At 43.5% G+C, this 20,009-nt stretch carries 18 protein-coding genes and 1 pseudogene; 10 read left to right on the forward strand and 9 right to left on the reverse strand.

Annotated elements, in window-relative coordinates:
• Positions 1-140 (forward strand): annotated as a pseudogene (locus JFC07_RS04365) (IS982 family transposase); the annotation flags it as partial.
• Between the two features lie 276 nt (positions 141-416).
• On the opposite strand, the gene JFC07_RS04370 reads toward JFC07_RS04365, so the two are convergent.
• From JFC07_RS04370 to JFC07_RS04400, 8 genes are all read right to left on the reverse strand, one after another.
• Positions 417-1,034: a DUF411 domain-containing protein gene (locus tag JFC07_RS04370; protein ID WP_068408350.1), complete on the reverse strand. Its 618-nt coding sequence runs from the start codon at positions 1,032-1,034 to the stop codon at positions 417-419.
• A 595-nt stretch (positions 1,035-1,629) separates the two neighbouring features.
• Positions 1,630-2,331: a DUF3726 domain-containing protein gene (locus JFC07_RS04375; protein WP_265090568.1), complete on the reverse strand. Its 702-nt coding sequence runs from the start codon at positions 2,329-2,331 to the stop codon at positions 1,630-1,632.
• 43 nt (positions 2,332-2,374) lie between these two features.
• The gene (locus JFC07_RS04380) at positions 2,375-4,117 is read right to left on the reverse strand and encodes a hypothetical protein (protein WP_198328287.1); all 1,743 of its coding nucleotides are present in this window, start codon (positions 4,115-4,117) and stop codon (positions 2,375-2,377) included.
• Positions 4,118-4,232: 115 nt separating this feature from the next.
• Complete coding sequence (locus JFC07_RS13155) at positions 4,233-4,424, reverse strand: hypothetical protein (protein WP_227678310.1); 192 nt, start codon at positions 4,422-4,424, stop codon at positions 4,233-4,235.
• A gap of 14 nt (positions 4,425-4,438) precedes the next feature.
• The gene (locus JFC07_RS04385) at positions 4,439-5,125 is read right to left on the reverse strand and encodes a BCCT family transporter (protein ID WP_265090567.1); all 687 of its coding nucleotides are present in this window, start codon (positions 5,123-5,125) and stop codon (positions 4,439-4,441) included.
• 138 nt (positions 5,126-5,263) lie between these two features.
• Positions 5,264-6,253: a membrane dipeptidase gene (locus JFC07_RS04390; RefSeq protein WP_198328289.1), complete on the reverse strand. Its 990-nt coding sequence runs from the start codon at positions 6,251-6,253 to the stop codon at positions 5,264-5,266.
• Between the two features lie 195 nt (positions 6,254-6,448).
• Positions 6,449-7,912: an aldehyde dehydrogenase family protein gene (locus JFC07_RS04395; protein ID WP_198328291.1), complete on the reverse strand. Its 1,464-nt coding sequence runs from the start codon at positions 7,910-7,912 to the stop codon at positions 6,449-6,451.
• 100 nt (positions 7,913-8,012) lie between these two features.
• Positions 8,013-8,402: a RidA family protein gene (locus JFC07_RS04400; protein WP_198328293.1), complete on the reverse strand. Its 390-nt coding sequence runs from the start codon at positions 8,400-8,402 to the stop codon at positions 8,013-8,015.
• A gap of 208 nt (positions 8,403-8,610) precedes the next feature.
• Between JFC07_RS04400 and JFC07_RS04405 the strand changes: the two genes are divergently transcribed.
• Positions 8,611-9,516 carry a LysR family transcriptional regulator gene (locus JFC07_RS04405; RefSeq protein WP_198328294.1) on the forward strand — a complete coding sequence of 302 codons (906 nt, stop codon included), beginning with the start codon at positions 8,611-8,613 and terminating at the stop codon, positions 9,514-9,516.
• Positions 9,517-9,724: 208 nt separating this feature from the next.
• On the opposite strand, the gene JFC07_RS04410 is transcribed toward JFC07_RS04405, so the two are convergent.
• Positions 9,725-10,852 carry a M14 family metallopeptidase gene (locus JFC07_RS04410; RefSeq protein WP_198328296.1) on the reverse strand — a complete coding sequence of 376 codons (1,128 nt, stop codon included), beginning with the start codon at positions 10,850-10,852 and terminating at the stop codon, positions 9,725-9,727.
• A 260-nt stretch (positions 10,853-11,112) separates the two neighbouring features.
• Here JFC07_RS04410 and otsB point away from each other — a divergent pair, with 260 nt between their 5' ends.
• The 8 genes from otsB to JFC07_RS04450 all read left to right on the forward strand — a co-directional run bounded on the left by otsB (position 11,113) and on the right by JFC07_RS04450 (position 19,943).
• Positions 11,113-12,123 carry a trehalose-phosphatase gene (gene otsB, locus JFC07_RS04415; RefSeq protein ID WP_198328305.1) on the forward strand — a complete coding sequence of 337 codons (1,011 nt, stop codon included), beginning with the start codon at positions 11,113-11,115 and terminating at the stop codon, positions 12,121-12,123.
• Positions 12,120-13,805, forward strand: a complete 1,686-nt coding sequence (locus JFC07_RS04420; RefSeq protein WP_198328311.1) for an alpha,alpha-trehalose-phosphate synthase (UDP-forming) — start codon at positions 12,120-12,122, stop codon at positions 13,803-13,805. The genes otsB and JFC07_RS04420 overlap by 4 nt, the downstream gene beginning before the upstream one ends.
• Positions 13,806-13,820: 15 nt before the next feature.
• Positions 13,821-14,987, forward strand: coding sequence for an acyl-CoA dehydrogenase family protein (locus JFC07_RS04425; protein ID WP_198328313.1), 1,167 nt, complete (start codon positions 13,821-13,823; stop codon positions 14,985-14,987).
• An 89-nt stretch (positions 14,988-15,076) separates the two neighbouring features.
• A complete protein-coding gene (locus JFC07_RS04430) occupies positions 15,077-15,898 on the forward strand; it encodes a PIG-L deacetylase family protein (RefSeq protein WP_198328364.1) in 822 nt (273 codons plus the stop codon).
• Positions 15,899-15,992: 94 nt separating this feature from the next.
• Positions 15,993-16,667, forward strand: coding sequence for a class I SAM-dependent DNA methyltransferase (locus JFC07_RS04435; RefSeq protein WP_198328366.1), 675 nt, complete (start codon positions 15,993-15,995; stop codon positions 16,665-16,667).
• 24 nt (positions 16,668-16,691) lie between these two features.
• Positions 16,692-17,375: a glycosyltransferase family 2 protein gene (locus JFC07_RS04440; protein ID WP_198328320.1), complete on the forward strand. Its 684-nt coding sequence runs from the start codon at positions 16,692-16,694 to the stop codon at positions 17,373-17,375.
• Between the two features lie 267 nt (positions 17,376-17,642).
• The gene (locus JFC07_RS04445; protein WP_068404893.1) at positions 17,643-17,846 is read left to right on the forward strand and encodes a CsbD family protein; all 204 of its coding nucleotides are present in this window, start codon (positions 17,643-17,645) and stop codon (positions 17,844-17,846) included.
• A gap of 561 nt (positions 17,847-18,407) precedes the next feature.
• Complete coding sequence (locus tag JFC07_RS04450) at positions 18,408-19,943, forward strand: glycosyltransferase family 2 protein (protein ID WP_193030317.1); 1,536 nt, start codon at positions 18,408-18,410, stop codon at positions 19,941-19,943.
• Positions 19,944-20,009: the final 66 nt, after the last annotated feature.

The following is a 20,009-nucleotide window of genomic DNA, read 5'->3' on the forward strand; positions in this document are numbered from 1 at the left end:
TACAAAGGGTACGAGCAAGAGATTTATGGCATTTGTCTCATCGATTGATTCGTAAAATCCTGTCACACAATCTGTGCTTTGTACTCAACAAAAAACTTGGTAATCCGCCTCTTCAGTTTGATTTGCTTATTTCAAGTTGAGAGTGGGGTTTTATATATACTTAGTTATACATCTTTCTTAAGCGCCGTTACTTGTATTAAAAACAGTTTATGCCTATCTTTTCTAGTCAAGAGTTTGCCACGCTCTCATACTTATTCAAAAAAGCCATTATAGGCCTCATAAATAGAGATCTATAATGGTTTAATCCTATCTTTTCTCAGGTGGTATAAGAATTTTCTGATGTAAATACTTTCTCTTTACATAATTTCCTTATTATTAATAAGTTAGCGATGGACAGTAAAAATCATCCTTTTCAGCTATAACTGGGCATTGGCGCTATCAACCTCAGCATATACCGCTGTGCTACCGTCTTTGTTGATTTGCATCACTTGATAAGGTGAAAATTTATTTTGGTACTCCATCCCGGGGCTACCCATTGGCATACCGGGTACGGCAAGACCAATAGCCTCGCTTGGCGGATTGGCTAAAAACTGGGCTATATACTTGGCAGGCACATGACCTTCGAATACATAACCGTCGCTCGTGACCGCCGTGTGACAAGAGCGCATATTGCTCGGGACACCATAGCGTTCTTTAAAAACTGCTAAGTCGGCGACATCTTGTCCCGCCGCAGTCATACCGTGATGTTCGGCATGGCTAATCCACTCCTTACAGCAGCCACAATTGGCATCTTTATAAACCGTCGCAGAGACGTTTCTCAGCGCATCACTGTTACTGCTAGAGCTCGTCGACTCAGTTTTAGACGTTTGGACTTTTGAATTCTGGCTGTCTGTTGCCGTCTCTACAGGCGCTGTGGTTGCAGCAGTGGTATTGGTGTCGTTACAAGCAAATAACGACGATGTCACTGTCAGTAGGATAAGCGCACCAAACAATTTATGCTGCTTAAAAGTTAAGTTATGGTTATCAGGTTTCATACATACCCTCTCGTCATTTATTGTTTAATGTCGCATGTGATATTTATAATCAAAAAGAGCTGTCTTTCATTTTTAAATTTGGAGCAATACGTTAAGCGTTTGACCCGATATCACGACACTATCATCATACATGCATGATACATGAATCCTTCTGACTAACAGGTGACGTTAAGATTACAATATTGTCATTCTCCCACTTTGAAATTTTCACAGATAATTTATTTGACAATTTTTAAGAAAAAACAAAAGGGCAGTACTAGGGCGTGTCTTCATTTTAAAAATGGTGATAAAAATGAGATAAATTGCAGTCAAACAAGGAAAATAGCGCCGTTAATATCGGGATATTACCTAGCTATTTGATGAAGTTTGGCAAAATTTAGCCATTTTTAGCCCATTTAGATGTCCATCGATTGAATTGAAGACACGCCCTAAAAACAATCTGCAAATAACAATATTTAAAGCAGCGGCTATAACAGTGCTCTTGATAAGAAAAGCGATGAGATCTTGCATAGGATATAGAGAAAGGATTGAGGACTGCGTCACTGCTTATCCTCCATTAATAGAATAAGCAGCGATTATTTATATAGACTGGACTTTATCTCTTATACACCCCCAGCCCCTTTATTTGACGTCTCATTATCTTCGACCAATATTGCCGCCGCGCTTTTTTGAGCGTCGCCCACTGCTCATCATCGACATAAATGCCTTCTTTCCAAGCGCGCTGATGGGTTTCAAACAATTCATCCGTCGAAATCTTACGATCAAAATGCTGAATATCCTGCTCAATATCAAAGTTAGCCGTCGATAATTCAATCACCATATCATTGGTATTGTAGTTGTCCTGCGCCTCATTAAAAAAATACAAATCAGGATAAACAAACCTTTTATCTAAAGTGAATACCGTATGCTTAGGAGCGCTACCATTATCCCATTTAGCGAGACATGCAAACCCTTTTGAGGCCAGTTTTGCAAGCTCGCTGTAGGCTAGCCAGCGGTTATGACAGTTTTTTAGATAGATTTTAAAATGCTCGCGATCGCCCATTTTTTCAAGCGCATAGTCCATCACGGCAGGCAGATGACAAACCAGACTGCTACCATACAAATCTAAAACAACCTCACCCTCTGCTTGATGCACAATATCGATAGGCATATCGCGCTCAGATAAAATAAACGGACTGGCATTATTAAAATGCAAAACACCATTAAGCCCCGCCATCTGTAGCTCAGCCACCATAGAGGCGATCAGATCTGCCTCGCCTACTTCACGCTGCAACCCTAAAAAAGCTTTATTGACCATGGTCACGATTTCATTGTGCGATACAATAATGTCTTGATACTCCTTATTGGGCGGCTAATGGTAAAGTTGATAAGTCATGTATTTTTGGTACAAGAGGAAATAGCCATTCATCGCTATCTACTTCATCGAATAATGGCGCGCCTTGGAACAGGGTCACGCGTACCCAACGATCGGATCTCGGATCAAACTTGGTGGCCCCAAACATGGACAATTTACAGCGCAATAAATGCATCGGTAGTGCGGTTTTTTGCAAGACATTAATCTGAATGTCACCCATCTTTTTATGACCCAACGTCCAGACGCGTCGGGCGATGGTGCGGTATTTTGGCTGGGTTAAAATGAATTCAGACAATAGCTGCTGAGAATTAGCTTGTTTTAGTGCTAAATACAGGGTATTCGCTTGGCGGCCGATATCTAACAAAAATTCTTTATCATCGCCATGCTCTTGGCCGCGCACGCCCATTCTCGGCTCTTCTTTATCTTCAGAGCGATACCAAAACCAATAGACATTCTCTTCGGCAGAAAAATCAATACTAATCGCCCACTGATAACGCGCTTCCAATACTTCAATTAAGTCTTGAACCACTTTACCACTAGGCAATGACATGGTTTCATCAGCATTTACTTGGCCGGCAAATCCATCCACACGCTCAGGATATAGCTCCATCATACAAGAGATAATAACCTCTTGGCTCTCAAAACTGAGATGATCGTTGCGCTGTAAAAAATCCGCCCACGTGTTACATTTTTTCAGCTCAGATGTCAGCTTGCTTTGTAATTGGGTTAGCTCCGTCACAATCGTATGGTTAAGCATAATTTGTGGCTCATTGATGGTAACGACTTCTGAAAAATGCTGAATGGCGCGACTCATCAAGGTTGAAAATTGCGCTATTTGATTATCATCGGCTTCAAAGTCGATATCGCAAACCAATACCGCTTGCAATGCCGCTTCACGCGTACTTAACCATTGATCCACCACACAAGGATGATTGATCAAATAAGGCGCCATACCAAGACCGGTGGCATTACCGATACCTAAGTAGCGTTTAATCTCTGGATGTAGGCTGACAGCCTTATTACCACCTCTTTTCTTCGCCAAATAATCCACCCAATCAAGACTAAATTCTCGGATAAGATACACCGCACACATCTGCGCGCGAAAAGATTGGTTAAAATCTTCACTATGATCTAGAGGTTTGAAATCGTAAATACCAAACTTACCATTGCCATAAACCGCGGTGGTGCGCAAGATATAACCGACTTTGGCTAGTACTTCTAAATCAGGCTGTTTGCCATCGGCAAGTGCGCTGACAACATGATCAAAGACGCGCACGCTTTTATTAGCACGAGCCAGTACCATGACCATGTTTGAGTTGCGACCGGCTTCTTGTAGTGGCACATTAACTTTTAGATTTGCTAATAGCTCATCGCCGATTTCGCCGTAAACCAAAGCAAAGGTCACATCCCACTTTTGCGCAATCACGCGGTCATTACGCTCTTCATCAGCGATTTGATTGCAAAATACCACCAAATGATAAATATGCTCCGGCGTTTGCAAACGATAAATCACTTGTCCGTAGCCGTCATCATCTAAATCCCAAAGATGCTTACTGAGTGTCCAATTTTCTTGATCGATTTTACGCAATAGCGTACGCACAAAACTGATACGCGTTTGGTGCATCGCGCCCAGTCTTTCAGAGTGCATCACCACATCGGGGGTACGAAAGCTGACCGCGTCTAGCTTGGCATTTTTCAGCATTTCGCTGTTTGGCAAAGTATGTTCCATATAACTATCACCTTAAATATATCTCAAGCTCATCACTTATCGGGCAATTTTAAAGACTCACTATTATTTATGACTTTAATGTGCAAATAAGTTATGCGCTTTATTAATGATGCATTCAATCGATTTTTTTCACAATCTCTTGAGTAGCAAGTTTTTCTTCCGCAATTTTATGAGCCGTCTCAACACGGTTAGGACGATAAAGGTCTTGGTCGCGCGCCATTTGTTGCGCAATTTTGGGACCATTCCATAACGACGGTAGGAGAATGAAAGATACCGGCACCGCGGTAATGACAATAAAAGACTGCAAAGCTGTGACGCCCATCATAATGTGATACAGCAAGCATCGATAATCGCGCCCGTTTGACCCGTGAGTACGCGCTCGCCAAACATAGGATACAAAAGCGTACGAGGTTTGAGCGGCAAGCCTTTGTCATAATGCAGATGCATCACCACAATGGCGGTCAAGCTACCGACAATCGACCACGCCAAAAAACCCCAGTGCATAAAGGATTGCGAAAGTGCATTAATAGCGCGTTGTTGGATATCAGCAAATTCGCCGTAAAGAGGCGGTGCCGATACAAAATGCGCAATAGGTTCAGCGGCCGCCCAAAAGACACCGCCGCCCGCAAGCAGTGTACAAAATAGAATCGCCATCCATTTAAAGCTATCCATTTCAGGCTTAGGCAGATTACCTAAAATGACCCGTCCTGTGCGGCCTGCCCCAACTGCTAAAGCAATCACAAAAGTAGCTAACAATAAGATTTGCCAAAACGGCCCAAAGACTTTAGCCGACCAGACAAAACCTATATTGACTATTTCTGCTAGGCGCTCTTCGGCAAAAATTGCCATCAGCACAAAGACAATGATAAAGCCGCCGCTGTACCAAAACGCTGGATTATAGAGCCCTAAGGTATCAGATGAGTCTTGGTTCAAATCCTCATGTACTTTTACAGTATTATGCGAGCGTCCATGCTCATTATTTCGGTTAAGTCCCTTTAAGTAGGCCATGATGTGGCTCCATATGATAATCTTGCGTCATTTAAATTAGCGTTACATCTAAATTGTGTTATTGCACCTGTCCATACTTTAATGTTTCTGGTTTACATGCTATTTAATGTTATCTAACACCCACTATCGCGTGAGCACTTAGGTTAAAGGCTTGATGCCAGCCTCAAGAAAATTAAACCAGTTTTGTCCGATAATCTTGCCAGCGTCTGTGTCATCAAAACCATGTTTGAGCAAACCGTTGTAGATGTTCTCCATACCGTCCTTGCCAGCGAACCACGGCAAGGTGTCCGGCCAGCCTGAATTGTTGGCATTGCCTTCACCATAATCCATGGCCTTTGACCAACGTCCATTGCGCATCCATTCAAGCACCGCTTGTGGCTGGTTTAAGCACAAATCACTGCCAATGGCTAAATGCTCTACGCCATACTTATCGGCACAATCAGCAATCATGCGACAAAAATCATCAAGCGTACAGTTGCTACCATTCGGCAAATGGAAGGGATATAAGCTAAAACCCAACAGACCACCTGCTTGGGTTAAGGCGCTAATGACCGTATCGGATTTATTACGTAAGGCATCATGTGCTGTGGTTGGATTGGCGTGGCTGATACAAATTGGACGGCTCGATATCTCAATAGCCTCAAGCGTTGATTGCTCAGCGCTATGTGACATATCGATAATCATGCCGACGCGATTCATCTCTTTGATGGCTTGTTGACCAAAACGTGTCACACCGCTATCGTTTTGCTCATAACAGCCGGTCGCTAGCAAGCTTTGGTTGTTATAAGTTAGTTGCATAATCAGCAATCCCAAACGGCGCATGACGCTAATTAAGCCAATCTCATCATCAATAGGTGAGCAGTTTTGCGCGCCAAAAAAGATACCGACTTTGCCTTGCTCCTTTGCAGTCTTAATATCAGCGACCAAATAAACGGGCAAAATCAAATCGCTATTTTGCTCAAAGCGCCTATGCCATTCGCTAAAGCGCGTCAGGGTTTGGCGCGCATCTTCATGATAGACCAAGGTCGCATGTACCGCGTCGATACCGCTGGCTTGTAGCATCTTAAAGTAGTCTCGATCCCAGTGGCTATACTGCAATCCGTCAATGACGATATGGTCTTGGTACATATCAAATTCCCTTTTTATACTTTTTAAAATGGTGTCGATATAAAATAAAGCAGTGCCATAAATACCGACACATAACTGGTATAATTTTTTTTCGCTTGCTGTTCGCCATGCTCGCCGAGGCTACAAAAAATTTATCCCAGCCATACTTCCTTCTACGCTAGAGCCACTAAGTGACCAACTCTATAGTGATTTTGCTTAGTACGCTTTTTGATAAGCCGTCTTGACGATGGTATAAAACTCTTTGGCATATTGGCCTTGCTCACGCGGACCAAAGCTCGACTCTTTACGACCACCAAACGGCACATGATAATCGGTACCTGCTGTCGCCAGATTGACCATGACACAGCCCGCTTGCACTTGTTCTTTAAATAGCGAGCTGTTACGCAAGCTTTGGGTGATGATGCCGCCGGTTAAGCCAAAACGCGTGTCATTGGTCATGGCAATGGCTTCTTCTAAATTCTTGACACGCATGACGCAAGCGAGCGGCGCAAATACTTCTTCTTGGTTGATATCCCAGCTATTATCAGTATCGGTAAACAAGGTTGGCGACATATAATAGCCGTCATGGGCCATCTCTAGACGCTCGCCACCAAAGGCTAAATTGGCACCAGCCTGCTTGGCTTTTTCAATCCAATCCATGTTAGACGCTAGCTGCTTGTCATCAACGATAGGACCCATAAAGATACCGTCATCCAGCGCATGACCGACTTTTAAGGTTTTCATTTTTGCAATCACGCCATCGACGAACGCATCATGAATACCGTCCATCACAATCAAACGTGAGGATGCGGTACATTTCTGACCTGAGCCACCAAACGCGCCAGCAACCGCCGCATCAATAGCCACTTGCAAATCGGCATCATCAGCGATAACCAAGGCATTTTTACTGCCCATCTCAAGTTGGCAACGCACAAAGTTAGGCGCCGTTGCCGCCGCAACTTTGCGGCCGGTTTCTACTGAACCGGTAAAGCTGACTGCATCGATATCTTTTGAATTGATAAGCGCATCGCCAACTGATGAGCCGCCACCGAGCACTAAGTTAAACGTACCTTCTGGCAAGCCTTGACGGTGAATGATTTCTGCTAAAGCAACGGCGCTGGCTGGCGTTAAATTGGCAGGCTTCCAAATCACACTATTACCAAAGGCCAACGCTGGGGCGATTTTCCGTACCGCGGTCGCCGTTGGAAAGTTCCAAGGTGAGATAATAGCGACGACACCGACAGCTTCGCGGGTGACTTCAACTTTGACGCCAGGGCGGACTGAATCAGCAAGGTCGCCCATTTGGCGCAGCACTTCGGCGGCATAATAGTGAAAGAACTGCCCTGCGCGATAAATCTCACCGCGACCTTCCGCAAACGGCTTGCCTTCTTCGCGTGATAATAAAGTACCTAGCTCATCACAGCGCGCAATCATCTCATCGCCAATCGCTTGCAAGATAGCTTGCTTTTTTTCCAACGGTACCGCTTCCCACTTTGGCTGGGCACGGCGCGCGGCAGCGATCGCATCTTGTACTTGCTTACTGCTGGCTTGAGCAAATTCACCAATCGTTTCTGTGATATCAGAGGGGTTAATATTGGCAATGGTATCGCTACCTGCCTGCCATTCACCGTTGATATAAAGCGATTTTTTTGGGTCTTGTTTGAGCGCTTGAGTTGACATAACAACATCCTTTATAAAGAGTTTGGGTGCGTTTATTTAAAAACATACAATGAAATTAAGTGATAAAAACCGTCTAACGCTTATAAATTAGCGTTTAATCTTAAGGCACAGCCGCGTAAACGACCAATTCGACCAGCATTTCTTCTCGTGCCAAGCCTGAGATGACTAAAGCTGCGCGGTTGGGGTAAGGCGCCTTGAAATATTCTGCATAGACTTGGTTGACGGTTTTTAGATAGTCGCGGTCAGTGACATAAATGAGCACTTGTAATACCGCATCCATACTACTGTTAGCACATTCTAAGGTGTGCTTTAAATTATCAAGGGTTTGGCGGGTTTGCGCTTCGATGCCAGCTGCGACTACCTCACCGTTTCCATCAATAGGAATTTGCGCGGTGTATAACGTGCCATTATTGGTGATTGCCCACTCAAGTGGCGATTTTGAGGCATAAAGTGCGGTATTAACCGCTTGTTTGGTTGAGTGAGTGCTCATTTTTTCAATCCTTGTCGTAGGTGGCTTTATCAATCCTTTATTTCTAATCCTTATGCTACCCATTTACATACGATAAATCTAACTAATTAAATATTAAATATGATAGATTTAATCTATCACTTAGATTTGTATTAATTTAACGACTTATGACGTTATGAAAGTGCGTAAAATTAAACAGTAAGCAACGCTTATAAAGGTAGCCAATATTATGAAATTACAACAATTACGTCATTTTTTAATCGTGGTAGAAGATGGCGGTTTTCGAGCGGCTGCCAGTCGCGCCAATCGCTCGCAAGCGGCTATATCTGCATCGATAAAGGAGTTAGAAAAGACATTGAACCAAAGCTTATTTGAAGTTGGCAATAAAGCGACACTGACGCCGTTTGGTGAAAGCTGTGTACCCAAAATTCAGCAGTTCCTGAGCATTTATCAAACGTTAGAAGATGATTTGCAAGCGATTGCAGCTGGAGAAAAAGGTAAGATTAGGATTGCAAGCGTACCATCACTGGTCACAAAGCTGCTGCCAAGCGTTTTGGTTGCTTATTCTAAAAAATATCCTGATATCGAAATTGTCTTGATAGACGATAATGCGGTGGGTGTGGCGAATCGCTTACTGACGGGTGAAGTGGATTTGGCATTGGGCAATTGCACCAGTATCGATCAAGCTGACATTGATTTTACGCCGCTTATATCAGACCCTATCGGCGTGGTTTGCTTAAAAAGCAATGAGTTAAACCAGTTAAACAAAAACGGCGAGTCAAACCAAACATCAGGATTACATTGGCAACAACTGATGTCGCAGCCCTTTATTTATAATGGCACTTGTAGATTACTTGAAAACACGCCTGCTGAAGCCCTAAATCGTAAAGCGCGTTATACAGTAGAAAATATTACCTCCTTGTTTTCATTATTAAGGAATGATTTGGGCATCACTACCCTACCAAAACTGGCTTTCCCAGCTAATGAGCCCGAGCTGGTCTGGATAAAGTTGCTGGAGCCATCTTTAGACAGACAAATTGGTATTTTTAAACGTGCGGACAAAACCATCTCTGTGGCTGCTCAAGCTTTTTATGAGCTATGCATTGACTATGTGCAAAATCATTATCTGATGTAGTCTATAGAAAATAATCGGTGTTATATTTTATAAATAAGAATGCAAAATTACTGCTACCCGCCATTTAATAACCTTATAATTGCCTAGAGCAAAAGCTAAAAACTGAGTGTTTAAGCCGCTGCTCTAAGCAATTCAACCCTGCCAATTAAACCATCACTATTAAATTATTGTCATGAAACCATCTGATTAACTCACAAAAAGTTTATGACTAACGCAACTCATCAACGACCGCCAGCATAGCGACCAATGAAGCTTCCCCTAATTTAATAGAACGCTCAGGTGACCAACCTGTATCTTCAAAAGGTAAATTGGCATTCTCTTTAAATGGCATCTCTAAAGTGTTGGCAAGGCAATCAAAACGCTCGGCTACCCAGTGGGTGGCAATCGTCATATTTGCTGTGCCCGGCGCATCAATGTCATAACCAAATTCAGACTGAAAATCGGTACTGGCCAATTTTAAGACTTCTGAGAATTTATCACGTAGATGGGCAAGGCGGTCGTTATAGCTTGGCGTGCCCTGCGAGCCGGCAAGGAACACATACGGCAGCGCTTCATCGCCATGCACGTCATAAAACAAGTCCACGCCCGTTTCTTCCATTTTATTGATGACATGAAACACTTCAGGGCTTTTTTCTAAGCTTGGGTTTGCCCATTCACGGTTTAGATTCGTCCCTACCGCATTGGTACGCAGATGCCCGCGCACACTGCCATCAGGATTCATATTCGGTACGATATAAAAATTGGCTTTTTCCAATAACAACTTAGCCGTGGCACTATCCTCGTCTAACAAACTGTTCAATAGCCCCTCAACCAGCCATTCAGCCATTGTCTCGCCCGGATGCTGGCGCGCCGTAATCCAAATACTGCGCTTCTTGCTATCACCATTACCTACTTTTACTAAGGTTAAGTCGCGTTTATCAAGCGTTTCGCCCAAATGCTCCAAACACGCGAGCGGATGCACTTGCACCGCCGCTAACAAGTCTTGATGACGCTCATAGCTATAGGGAGCGAAATACGCAATTTGAATACTTTCGCACGCAAGCTCTGCCGTTATCGTTAACTTACCATCCTTATAAGAGGTTGGCAGACGGAACCAATACTCGCGATCATAGGAAGCCACCGCTTGATAATCCTCCCAGCCTGCAAGGTAGGAGGCCTTCCCTGCATTCATAATATTGAGTACGTACTGCTCGCCAACTTCGCCTGATAAACGAAAGTTAAACCACTGAAAAAACTCTCCGCCCACGTCTGGACGAATCGCCAATTGAATGTTGGTTTGATCTTCTGCATTGATAACCTCAATATTACCGGCATCGAAATTTGCGCTGATATGCATAATTTTTTCCTAATGATTTTTGTAAATTAAAAGACAGATACTAAAAAAACTTATACTAAATACCATATTTTGTCCATCGTAGTAAGATGGACTTTATGGCAAACTTATGAGGAAGCTTAATTGCTAAGCTTCGTTAATAATTTTTATTTACTTAACTTTAATGACTTAGCCTTCATTACTTAACTTAATTGCTTAACTTCGATTAAAAGATACCCGTTTTAGAGCATCATATAACTGACACGTTAAAATAAGGATAACATGTGACTTCAGGAAGAAGCGTCCCAGCAAATAGCGCCCTTATCAGATGTCCTATATACGTTGCGCCAAATCACTTCGCTGATTATCTCTCTCATCAGCAGCGCTACTGCTTGTTTTTAGATATCGACGGCACGCTTGCTAGTTTCACCTTGAACCCGAAAGACAGCTTTATCCCCGCTACCACTTTAACACTTTTACAAAACATACAAGATTATGGCGTCAAAATCGCTGCTGTTACTGGGCGCAGTCTAGCCGAAGCAAAGCAAATGCTGGCGCCGCTAAGCTTACCCATCGCCGCAACGCATGGACTAGAAATAGACTTTGAAGATAACGAATCTAATAATAATATGAGCGTTTCATCCGTCGACAGCGTTGAGCTTGCTGCTATAAAACAAGCGCTTATCCGCTCTTGCTTGCGCTATGACGATTTTATCATAGAAGACAAGCCCTATTCTGTTGCCCTACATTATCGTCAAAATCCCGCCTTAGCCGATATCGCTTATCGCATTATAACCACAATCGTAAAAAACCATGGTGATTGGATAGTAAAACAAGGTAAATATGTCTGGGAAATCGCGCCTAAAGACGCCGATAAAGGCAGTGCGATTTTGACCTTACTAAAAAAATTTCAGGCTAACAATAGGCTTTGTCCTATCTTTATTGGCGACGACATCACCGATGAAACAGGATTTATGGCAGTACAAGGCGACAAGCACATGACAGAAAAAAGTCGCTTTATACAAAATAACGAACCACGAGAGGATTCTAAACCACCCATAAAAGGTATGGGTATGAAAGTAGGTTATGACGGCACTGAGCCAACGTGTGCGCATTATTATGTCAATAATATTTTTGAGGTCACGGTATTGCTTGAGAGCTTTTTGAAGTTTTGCCAACAGCGCCCAACCTTATCGTCCAAGTTACCTGGTTTAACAGAGCAAGAGCAAGTGGCACCGCCGCTAATAGACACTAACCGACGCCCATTAAAAAATACAGCGAGACCACTGACATGAGCCGCTTAATTGTCTTATCTAATCGCGTAAAGATGCCCGATAACCACCCTATGGCGGGCGGGCTTGCTGTCGCACTGCAAGACGTCTTAATCGGCAAATCAGTCGTCTGGATGGGCTGGAATGGCGAAGTCGTCAATGACAACAGCGCCAATAACACCGACGCCAATACATTTAGCAGTATTCAACAACGCTTTATGGCGAGCAGCAAGGCAAAAACCCGCGCCACACAAATCACTTATATGACCACCGCTTTTACCACCCAGCAATATCAGCATTTCTACTGCGGTTTTGCCAATAATGTATTGTGGCCTCTACTGCATGAGCAAACAGCGCTTATCAGCCAAGCTACAGATGATTATGCGGGTTATCAGGCGGTCAACCGTTTATTTGCGCGCCAATTAAAAAGCATCATCCAGCCTGACGATGTCATTTGGGTCCATGATTATCATTTTTTAAGTGTGGCGTATCATTGCCGAAAGCTTGGCATCAACAATCGTATTGGGCTTTTTTTACACATTCCCTTTGTGGCGCTGGATTTTTGGCAACAGCTTGAGCAAAGCGCTGAGCTCATTCATCATCTGGCGCATTATGATGTGCTCGGCACCCAAACCCAGCAAGGATGCACCAATTGCGTTGACGCTTTTCAGCATTATTTAAAAGACAGGTTGTCAAAAAATCGTTTGAGCGAAGAGAGAGTGGAAAAAGAAAGTGTAGATAAAGAAGACGTGCTAGCAAACGGTTTAGCAGAAAACAGCGATGTCGGACTTACCCCCATCAATATCTTACAAAAAAACCAACCTTTTGCTCATACTTACCCTTACCACTCATCTGGGACAGCATTAACGCTTAATTTAGACTTTAAACCTCAGCATTGTTTATTGATTAATGCCTATCCGATCGGTATTAGTGTCGCAAGAATCCAGCAGCAGGTCAGTCAGTTAGCCTCGCCTCTACCTGCACATTTGGCGCAGCATAATGTATATAAAAAAACCGACAAGACGACGACACAACAAATTATCGCGGTAGATAGAATTGACTATTCAAAAGGCTTATTAAGACGTTTTTCAGCCTATCGTGACTTTTTAGAACACTATCCAAGCTATCAAAATCAGCTGCAATTATTACAAATCGCTTGTCCTAGTCGCTTAGATTTGCCAACTTATCAACGGCTTTATCAGGAAGTTAAACAAACAGTCAGTGATATAAATCAGCAATTTTCAACTAACAACGGTGCTTGGCAAGCGATTAAATATAGCGAAAACGTCTTAAACCATGAGCCCTTGATGGCAGCATTTTGGCAAAGTGATATCGGCTGGGTCAACTCCTTAAAAGACGGTATGAATCTGGTGGCTAAAGAATATATCGCCGCGCAAAATCCTGATAATCCGGGCGTGCTCATGCTCTCGCGTTACGCAGGTGCCGCTGAGCAAATGCAAGCGGCGGTCATTGTCGATCCGCACCAGCCCACGAGTTTGATAGAAGGCTTGAGGACGGCATTGACGATGCCATTAAAAGAGCGACAGTTACGCTATCAAGTATTGCTTCAAGGGCTACATCAAGATGACTTATACGCTTGGCAGCAACGCTTTTTAGACGATTTGTATTTAGATGGCCGATATGATAATAAAAAACGGTCAGCAGATGATGGCGCTTTTGATGCCATTCAAATGTCTGATTCATAATAATTAGGAGACTGTATGCAAGTGCCCGATGCCAAAAACGCTGTATTAGTAAATATAAAATCTGCTATAAAAGAAGTTATACAAGCAGAAAACCAAACTATCGGCAGTTTTGCTATGACCGATAAGTTACGCCGTGAGATATTAACGATTCTAGTCGGTTATAGCGACGAAATTCCTCACCCTGCTAGTGGTGCTAGGGCTATTGCCGGTGCTGAAAATGTCATAAGCGAAGGCGATACGACGAACGCTCAAAACAATAAACAAGCAAGCAAGCCAAATCAGTCTAACACCTTGATTCGATGGCAAGTCTTGGCATACGTGTCGAGCCTAGATTTAACGCTTGCGAAATGGTTTGAATCGCATTTAGATGCGTTAAGTATTTTGCATGAAGTCGGCTACGATAAAGCGCCTCAAGGCTTATGGGCGGTTTGGGCAGCAGAAGGACACCCCGACCCGATACTTTATAAAGAGGGCAAAATCAGTGGTAGCAAAGCATGGTGCTCGGGCGCAAACCTCGTAGATTATGGGTTGATGACTTATCGCGATGAGCAGGGACAAGCGCAACTATTGATGGTGGATATGCACCAATCTGGTATTGATATTGATAATAATGCTTGGCAGGCCGTCGGCATGCAAGCCACTGATACGGCAACCATACAGTTCCATGAGGTAGACGCCATTAATGTAGGTGCGCCAAATGCGTATTTAGAAAGGGTAGGATTTTGGCATGGCGCGGCAGGCGTTGCCGCTTGCTGGTATGGTGCGGCCGCTTGCATTGCCAATTATTTAATAACTGCTTATCAACATAAACCCAATGACTATAAAGCCATGTATTTGGGTCAAATCAGCACAGCATTGGCCGTTACTCAGCAGTATTTTTATCATATTGCTGACTTAATAGAGAGTAAGCCGCTGCAAAACCATGAACTTGCTATCCGTCAATTACGCGCTAACGTTGAGCAAGTAGCACGCCAAGTGATGGAAACAGTCGGACAAGCATTAGGGGCCGCACCATTTTGTGGCAATGCCCATTTTGCGAGGTTAACCGCAGATTTGGCGGTATTTATTCGTCAAAGTCATGGTGCCTTTGATTTACAAAAAATCGGCGAGCTATCTAGCGCTTTAGACCGCGCCGCAATCAGCGATTTGACAGACAGGCAGGACAATATATGGCAACTGTAAACCCCAAGGTAAATGTAGCACGAGACTCTTCTGATCTTCATGTGCATCAGGCAGAAAATAATACGCAAGCCTTAACAGACCATAATGTGATGTCGGCGCACTCAGCATCCTTAGCGCACTTAGCCAAGCCTGAGCATCCGATTGTCGGTGACCGCGTCATTGAAGGCGATGGTACTAGCGCCGATGCTTGGCAAAACTGGCAGGGACTGCACGATTTACCTCGACTAGATATAGCAAAAAGCTTCCCGCCACAGCAGCGCGTTTGCGTATTTGCGCCGCATCCTGACGATGAAATATTAGGCTGCGGCGGACTGCTGCAACGATTGGCAGCCAACGGTAATCCTATCGTCCTTGTGCACGTGACCAACGGCACACAAAGTCACCCTGACTCGCAGATTTATCCGCCGCGCCTGCTTGATACTATCCGTCCGCAAGAAAGCTTAGCGGCATTAGAAGTGTTAGGCATTGCGCAGCAGGTGACGTGTATGTCTTTAGCCCTAACCGATGGCGACGTCTTTAACCAAAAGTATCAATTTTATAAAAAATTGGCCGCTCTTATTCAGACGGGCGATATTTTAATCACGCCTTTTGTACATGACGGTCATCCCGATCATGAAGCAACAGGACAAGTAGTCGCCGCTTTCGCTAAGCAGCATCAGCTCGCCTGTTATCAAGTGTTGATTTGGGCGTGGCATTGGGCGAAGCCTGCCGATAGTCGTATTCCTTGGCACTGCGCGCTCAGAGTGGATTTGACACCGGAGCAATTACAACGCAAAACCGAAGCTATCGCCTGCTTCAAAAGCCAAATAACCGTTGATGAAAGCACAGGCAACCCGCCTATTTTATCGGCTCAAACCATCGCTAGAATTAGCCAACCTTGGGAAGTTTATTTATATGAGCCACAATCTTAAATTGACACCGCCAATGCATGAGGTCGGTAATTTGCAGGTGTCTAAAACCGACTTACATACTGTTCATACTGATTTGCCGAACGGTAAAAAAGAGATGACAGCCACTGCTTATTCAGAAAGCTATTTTGATGCCTTATATAACGACAATAGCGATCCGTGGCAGTATCAGACCCGCTGGTATGAAAAGCGCAAACGCGATATGTGTCTAGCGGTGTTGCCCCAAGCAAAATATACCAATGCCATCGAGTTAGGCTGCGGTAACGGTGTGTTTAGCGCCCTACTTGCCAGCCGTTGTCAGACCTTGGTCAGTATTGACGGTAATAAACAGGCGGTGCAACTGGCTAAGCAGCGTTTGGCAGATGTCAGGCATGTAAAGGTCATACAGGGTGTCATTCCTAAAATATTACCGACTGCGAAATCGCATTTTGATTTAATTGTGATTAGTGAAATTTTATATTATTTATCGGCAAATGATATTGATACCGTCATCGCTTGGATTCAGCAAAATCTTGCGGTAGGCGGCACGTTACTATGCTGTCATTGGCGCTATGACATTGATGGCTTTACCATGACGGGTGAAACGGTACACCAACGTCTGCACCGCGCATTTAATAGAATAAGTCACGACGTAAACTCTGTGCAAAGACAGCAAGTTGATAGTCAAAACCCTACCTTTACCCATCAAAGTAAAGTCGTCGATAGCGATTTTTTATTGGATGTGTGGCAACGTTCGCCCGAAACAGTGGCTATGCAAGAAAACTTGGTTTAACAGTAAACCCGCCGAGGAAAATGCATGAATACTACAAATATCGCTATCGTCATTCCTGCTCATAACGAAGCGCTGACCATTTCTAAATGCTTGGCATCGGTGCAGACGGCCATTGAGCAGCTGCCCTCTACCATTACCGCCACTGTGCTCGTGGTGCTAGACAGTTGTAGCGATGACACGCTCACATTGGTCAAGCACGCTGGCGTGGATTACCTATGCTGTGATTACCAATGCGTGGGACAAGTACGAGATTTGGGCATTCGTCATGCGATCACCTCTGGCGCGACTTGGCTTGCCTGTACCGACGCTGATTCGCTCGTCACGGCAGATTGGCTAACGCAGCAAATCGCTCATATTAATCATCATCCGACTGCTATGATATGCGGCGTTGTGGACGTTGATGACTGGGCGCATTTAACGCCCCAAACACGCAAAGACTATATCGCTCACTATCAAGATAAGATGGGACATCGTCATATTCATGGGGCAAATTTGAGCTTTAGTAGTGTAGCGTATCTCGCCGTTGGCGGTTTTGCTGCCCTGCCTTGCCATGAAGATGTCGATTTGGTTAAAAAATTCGAGAAGCAAAATTTTGCTATCACTTGGAGCAATCGCGTTCGGGTCATTACTAGCAGCCGATTACAAGCGCGAGCGACAGAAGGGTTTGCCGCATTTTTAGCAAACTTAGAAACCAGCAATTCACAGTAATTCATTTTAAAAAGTGCGACAGATTTTATGAAAATAGTGCATTTATGACACGGCGTATACCTTGCTAACACAATGAATCTATCGCTAAGGTTTGGGTAACACTCTACACATCGGGGCTACAGACAAGGCAATTATCCATGTTTATATTAGATTTGTCAGCTAAGGATTTATGCCTGCTGATAACCCATAAGTGAGAAATATAACAAAGCAAATTGATGGGTTTTAGAAAAATCAATGCAATCTAATAATAGGAAAAGGAATACCACTATGAATGAACATACGCTAAAAGGTGATTGGAACCAACTTAAAGGCTCAGTAAAACAGAAATGGGCCGACTTGACCGATGACGATCTCACGCACATCGAAGGCAGCCGCGATAAATTGGTTGGCCGCGTCCAAGAACGTTATGGTCATAGTAAAGAAGATGCCGAACGTGAAGTTGACGATTGGCGCAGCAGTAATAACTACTAATCTTAGATTTTAAGATCAATTTTAAGATTTAAACATCATTTAAGACTTATTAGTTATTGATGATAAAGCGTATTGGGCATGATGGGTTTTTACCTATAAGTGTCTAATGCGCTTTTATCGTTTATAAAGTTCATTATATTTTAAACAATTCATAACCGATTATGATTTAGCGTTACCCTCTTCGTCACATTTCCCTTACTTCTCTTTTCCTTATCTTAAACTCTCATCATTTTTTCCTAAAAATTTTTTGAAATTATTAAGTCACTATATTTCGGAAATTTTGCTACTCGTCCAGTAACACAAACCTCTTCTAAATCGTGTTTTACGTACTGACAGCCATAAAATCGGCTGTATAAATTACGTAGTATTACACTCTTAAATATTTACCAACACTTAACAGTCTTAAGGTTACCGAGTTTTATATTACTATTTAACGGGTAATCAAAAAGACAATAATAACTACTACATTATAACTATTAATACTTTTTTCGTTTTCGCATGTGTCTTTCACTCATGCTTTTTTCCCTATTCTCGTCCGTCGTATGTGCCTAAGGATAAGCCATGACAATTCATAAAAAAAATCTTTTAGCTTCTGCGTCTCTCAGCTTTCAGTTAATGACACGGTCTGAGCCACCAGAACTGGTGATTGCGACTATCCAATCTTTGCTGGCTGTTAAAGAGGCGACTGATGAGATACTTATTATTGATAACAACAATACAGACACCTCACTATATCAGCCTTTGGCCGCTTTTTGCGCCAGTCTAGATCCAGCACTTAATGTCCGCTTTTATCATATTGATGCGGTAGAAGGCTTTAAGGCAGGCGCGTTAAACTTGGCGTTGGGGCTGATGAATCCAGACTGCTCACACATTGTGGTGGTCGATAGTGACTATCAAGCTTTGCCCCACGCCAGAGATTCGATTGCCCACGCTATTAAGCAATATCCAAACCATACGCTTTTGCAGTTTCCACAGTTTTACCGCAGTGCTGGGCAAGTGGACACGCACAGCGAGCTTAACCATTATTTTAATCATCATTTATATCGCCCCTTTAATCGTAAGCGTGCACTATCAACAGGCACTTATGCAGTGATACGCCGCGCAGATCTCTTGAGCTTAGGCGGTTGGTCGGGTGCCTCTATTACTGAAGATGCACAAATGGGCGTCTTGATGCATAAGAGAGGATTTCGCAGTCAGTTCATACCAGAAGTCATTGCGACAGGTCTCTTACCTACCTCGTTAAATGATTTGATGTGTCAGCGTCGGCGCTGGATCTATGGCAATATGCAGGTGTTAAGCAACTATTTTTCGATAGCCTTGCCCACTAAAATCCAAGATACGAAAAGTCTGGGTAAACGTTTAGCGTATACGCGCGCGCACCTCTCGCAGCTCAGTGCTTGGATAAACTTTACGGGTTTATTTATATTTTTGCAGCTAGCGACCTTATTTATCCTTGGCTACGCACTTCTAAAAGCTCAACTTTCGGACGCCACGCCCGATATGTCGCTACTCACACCTTTGTACTTAGTCTATGCCAGCTATGGCATTTTTACTATAAGGCGATTATGGGCATATTTACAGGATAAAGCGCCACTGAACAAACAACTCAATCAAAACCATCAGTCTAGTATCAAAATGCGTGTCAGAGCATGGCTGATGCATCTGAACTTTTGGGAACTTGGCGCGCTATCGTGGTTGCCTGTGTTATGGGGTAGTGAAAAACCTTTTGTCTGTACGCCAAAGCAAGCATACATTCGCACTCAAAGCTCATTACGTCGCGCCAATATGGTGGCGTTACCCAAGCTGATTTTGCTGCTTAATATCATCACTGCCGTTATAGTGGCACCGTTTTCGCCGCTTTATTCTCCGTTATTATTTATCTGTGCTTTGATCATTTGTACGTTAAAAATCGGCGCAGCGAAAGTGGCATTTGATAACTTTAGGGTTCCTGAGAAAAATCCGTCCACCATTAGCATTAAGTCTAAACCTACGGTTGCCTTGGCTACTAGTCAGCCTCGCAAACCAACCAAAAAGCTAAAACCACTGCAACCTGAAATGCATACGACATTTGAAGAAAAAAAGATTATCAATTCTTAATGGTTGGCTTTAGGCATTGATTTTATTAAATCCTTTTTTACTTATCTACCATAATCGCTCGTTTTA

Source organism: Psychrobacter faecalis (assembly GCF_016107575.1).
Taxonomy (GTDB): domain Bacteria; phylum Pseudomonadota; class Gammaproteobacteria; order Pseudomonadales; family Moraxellaceae; genus Psychrobacter; species Psychrobacter faecalis.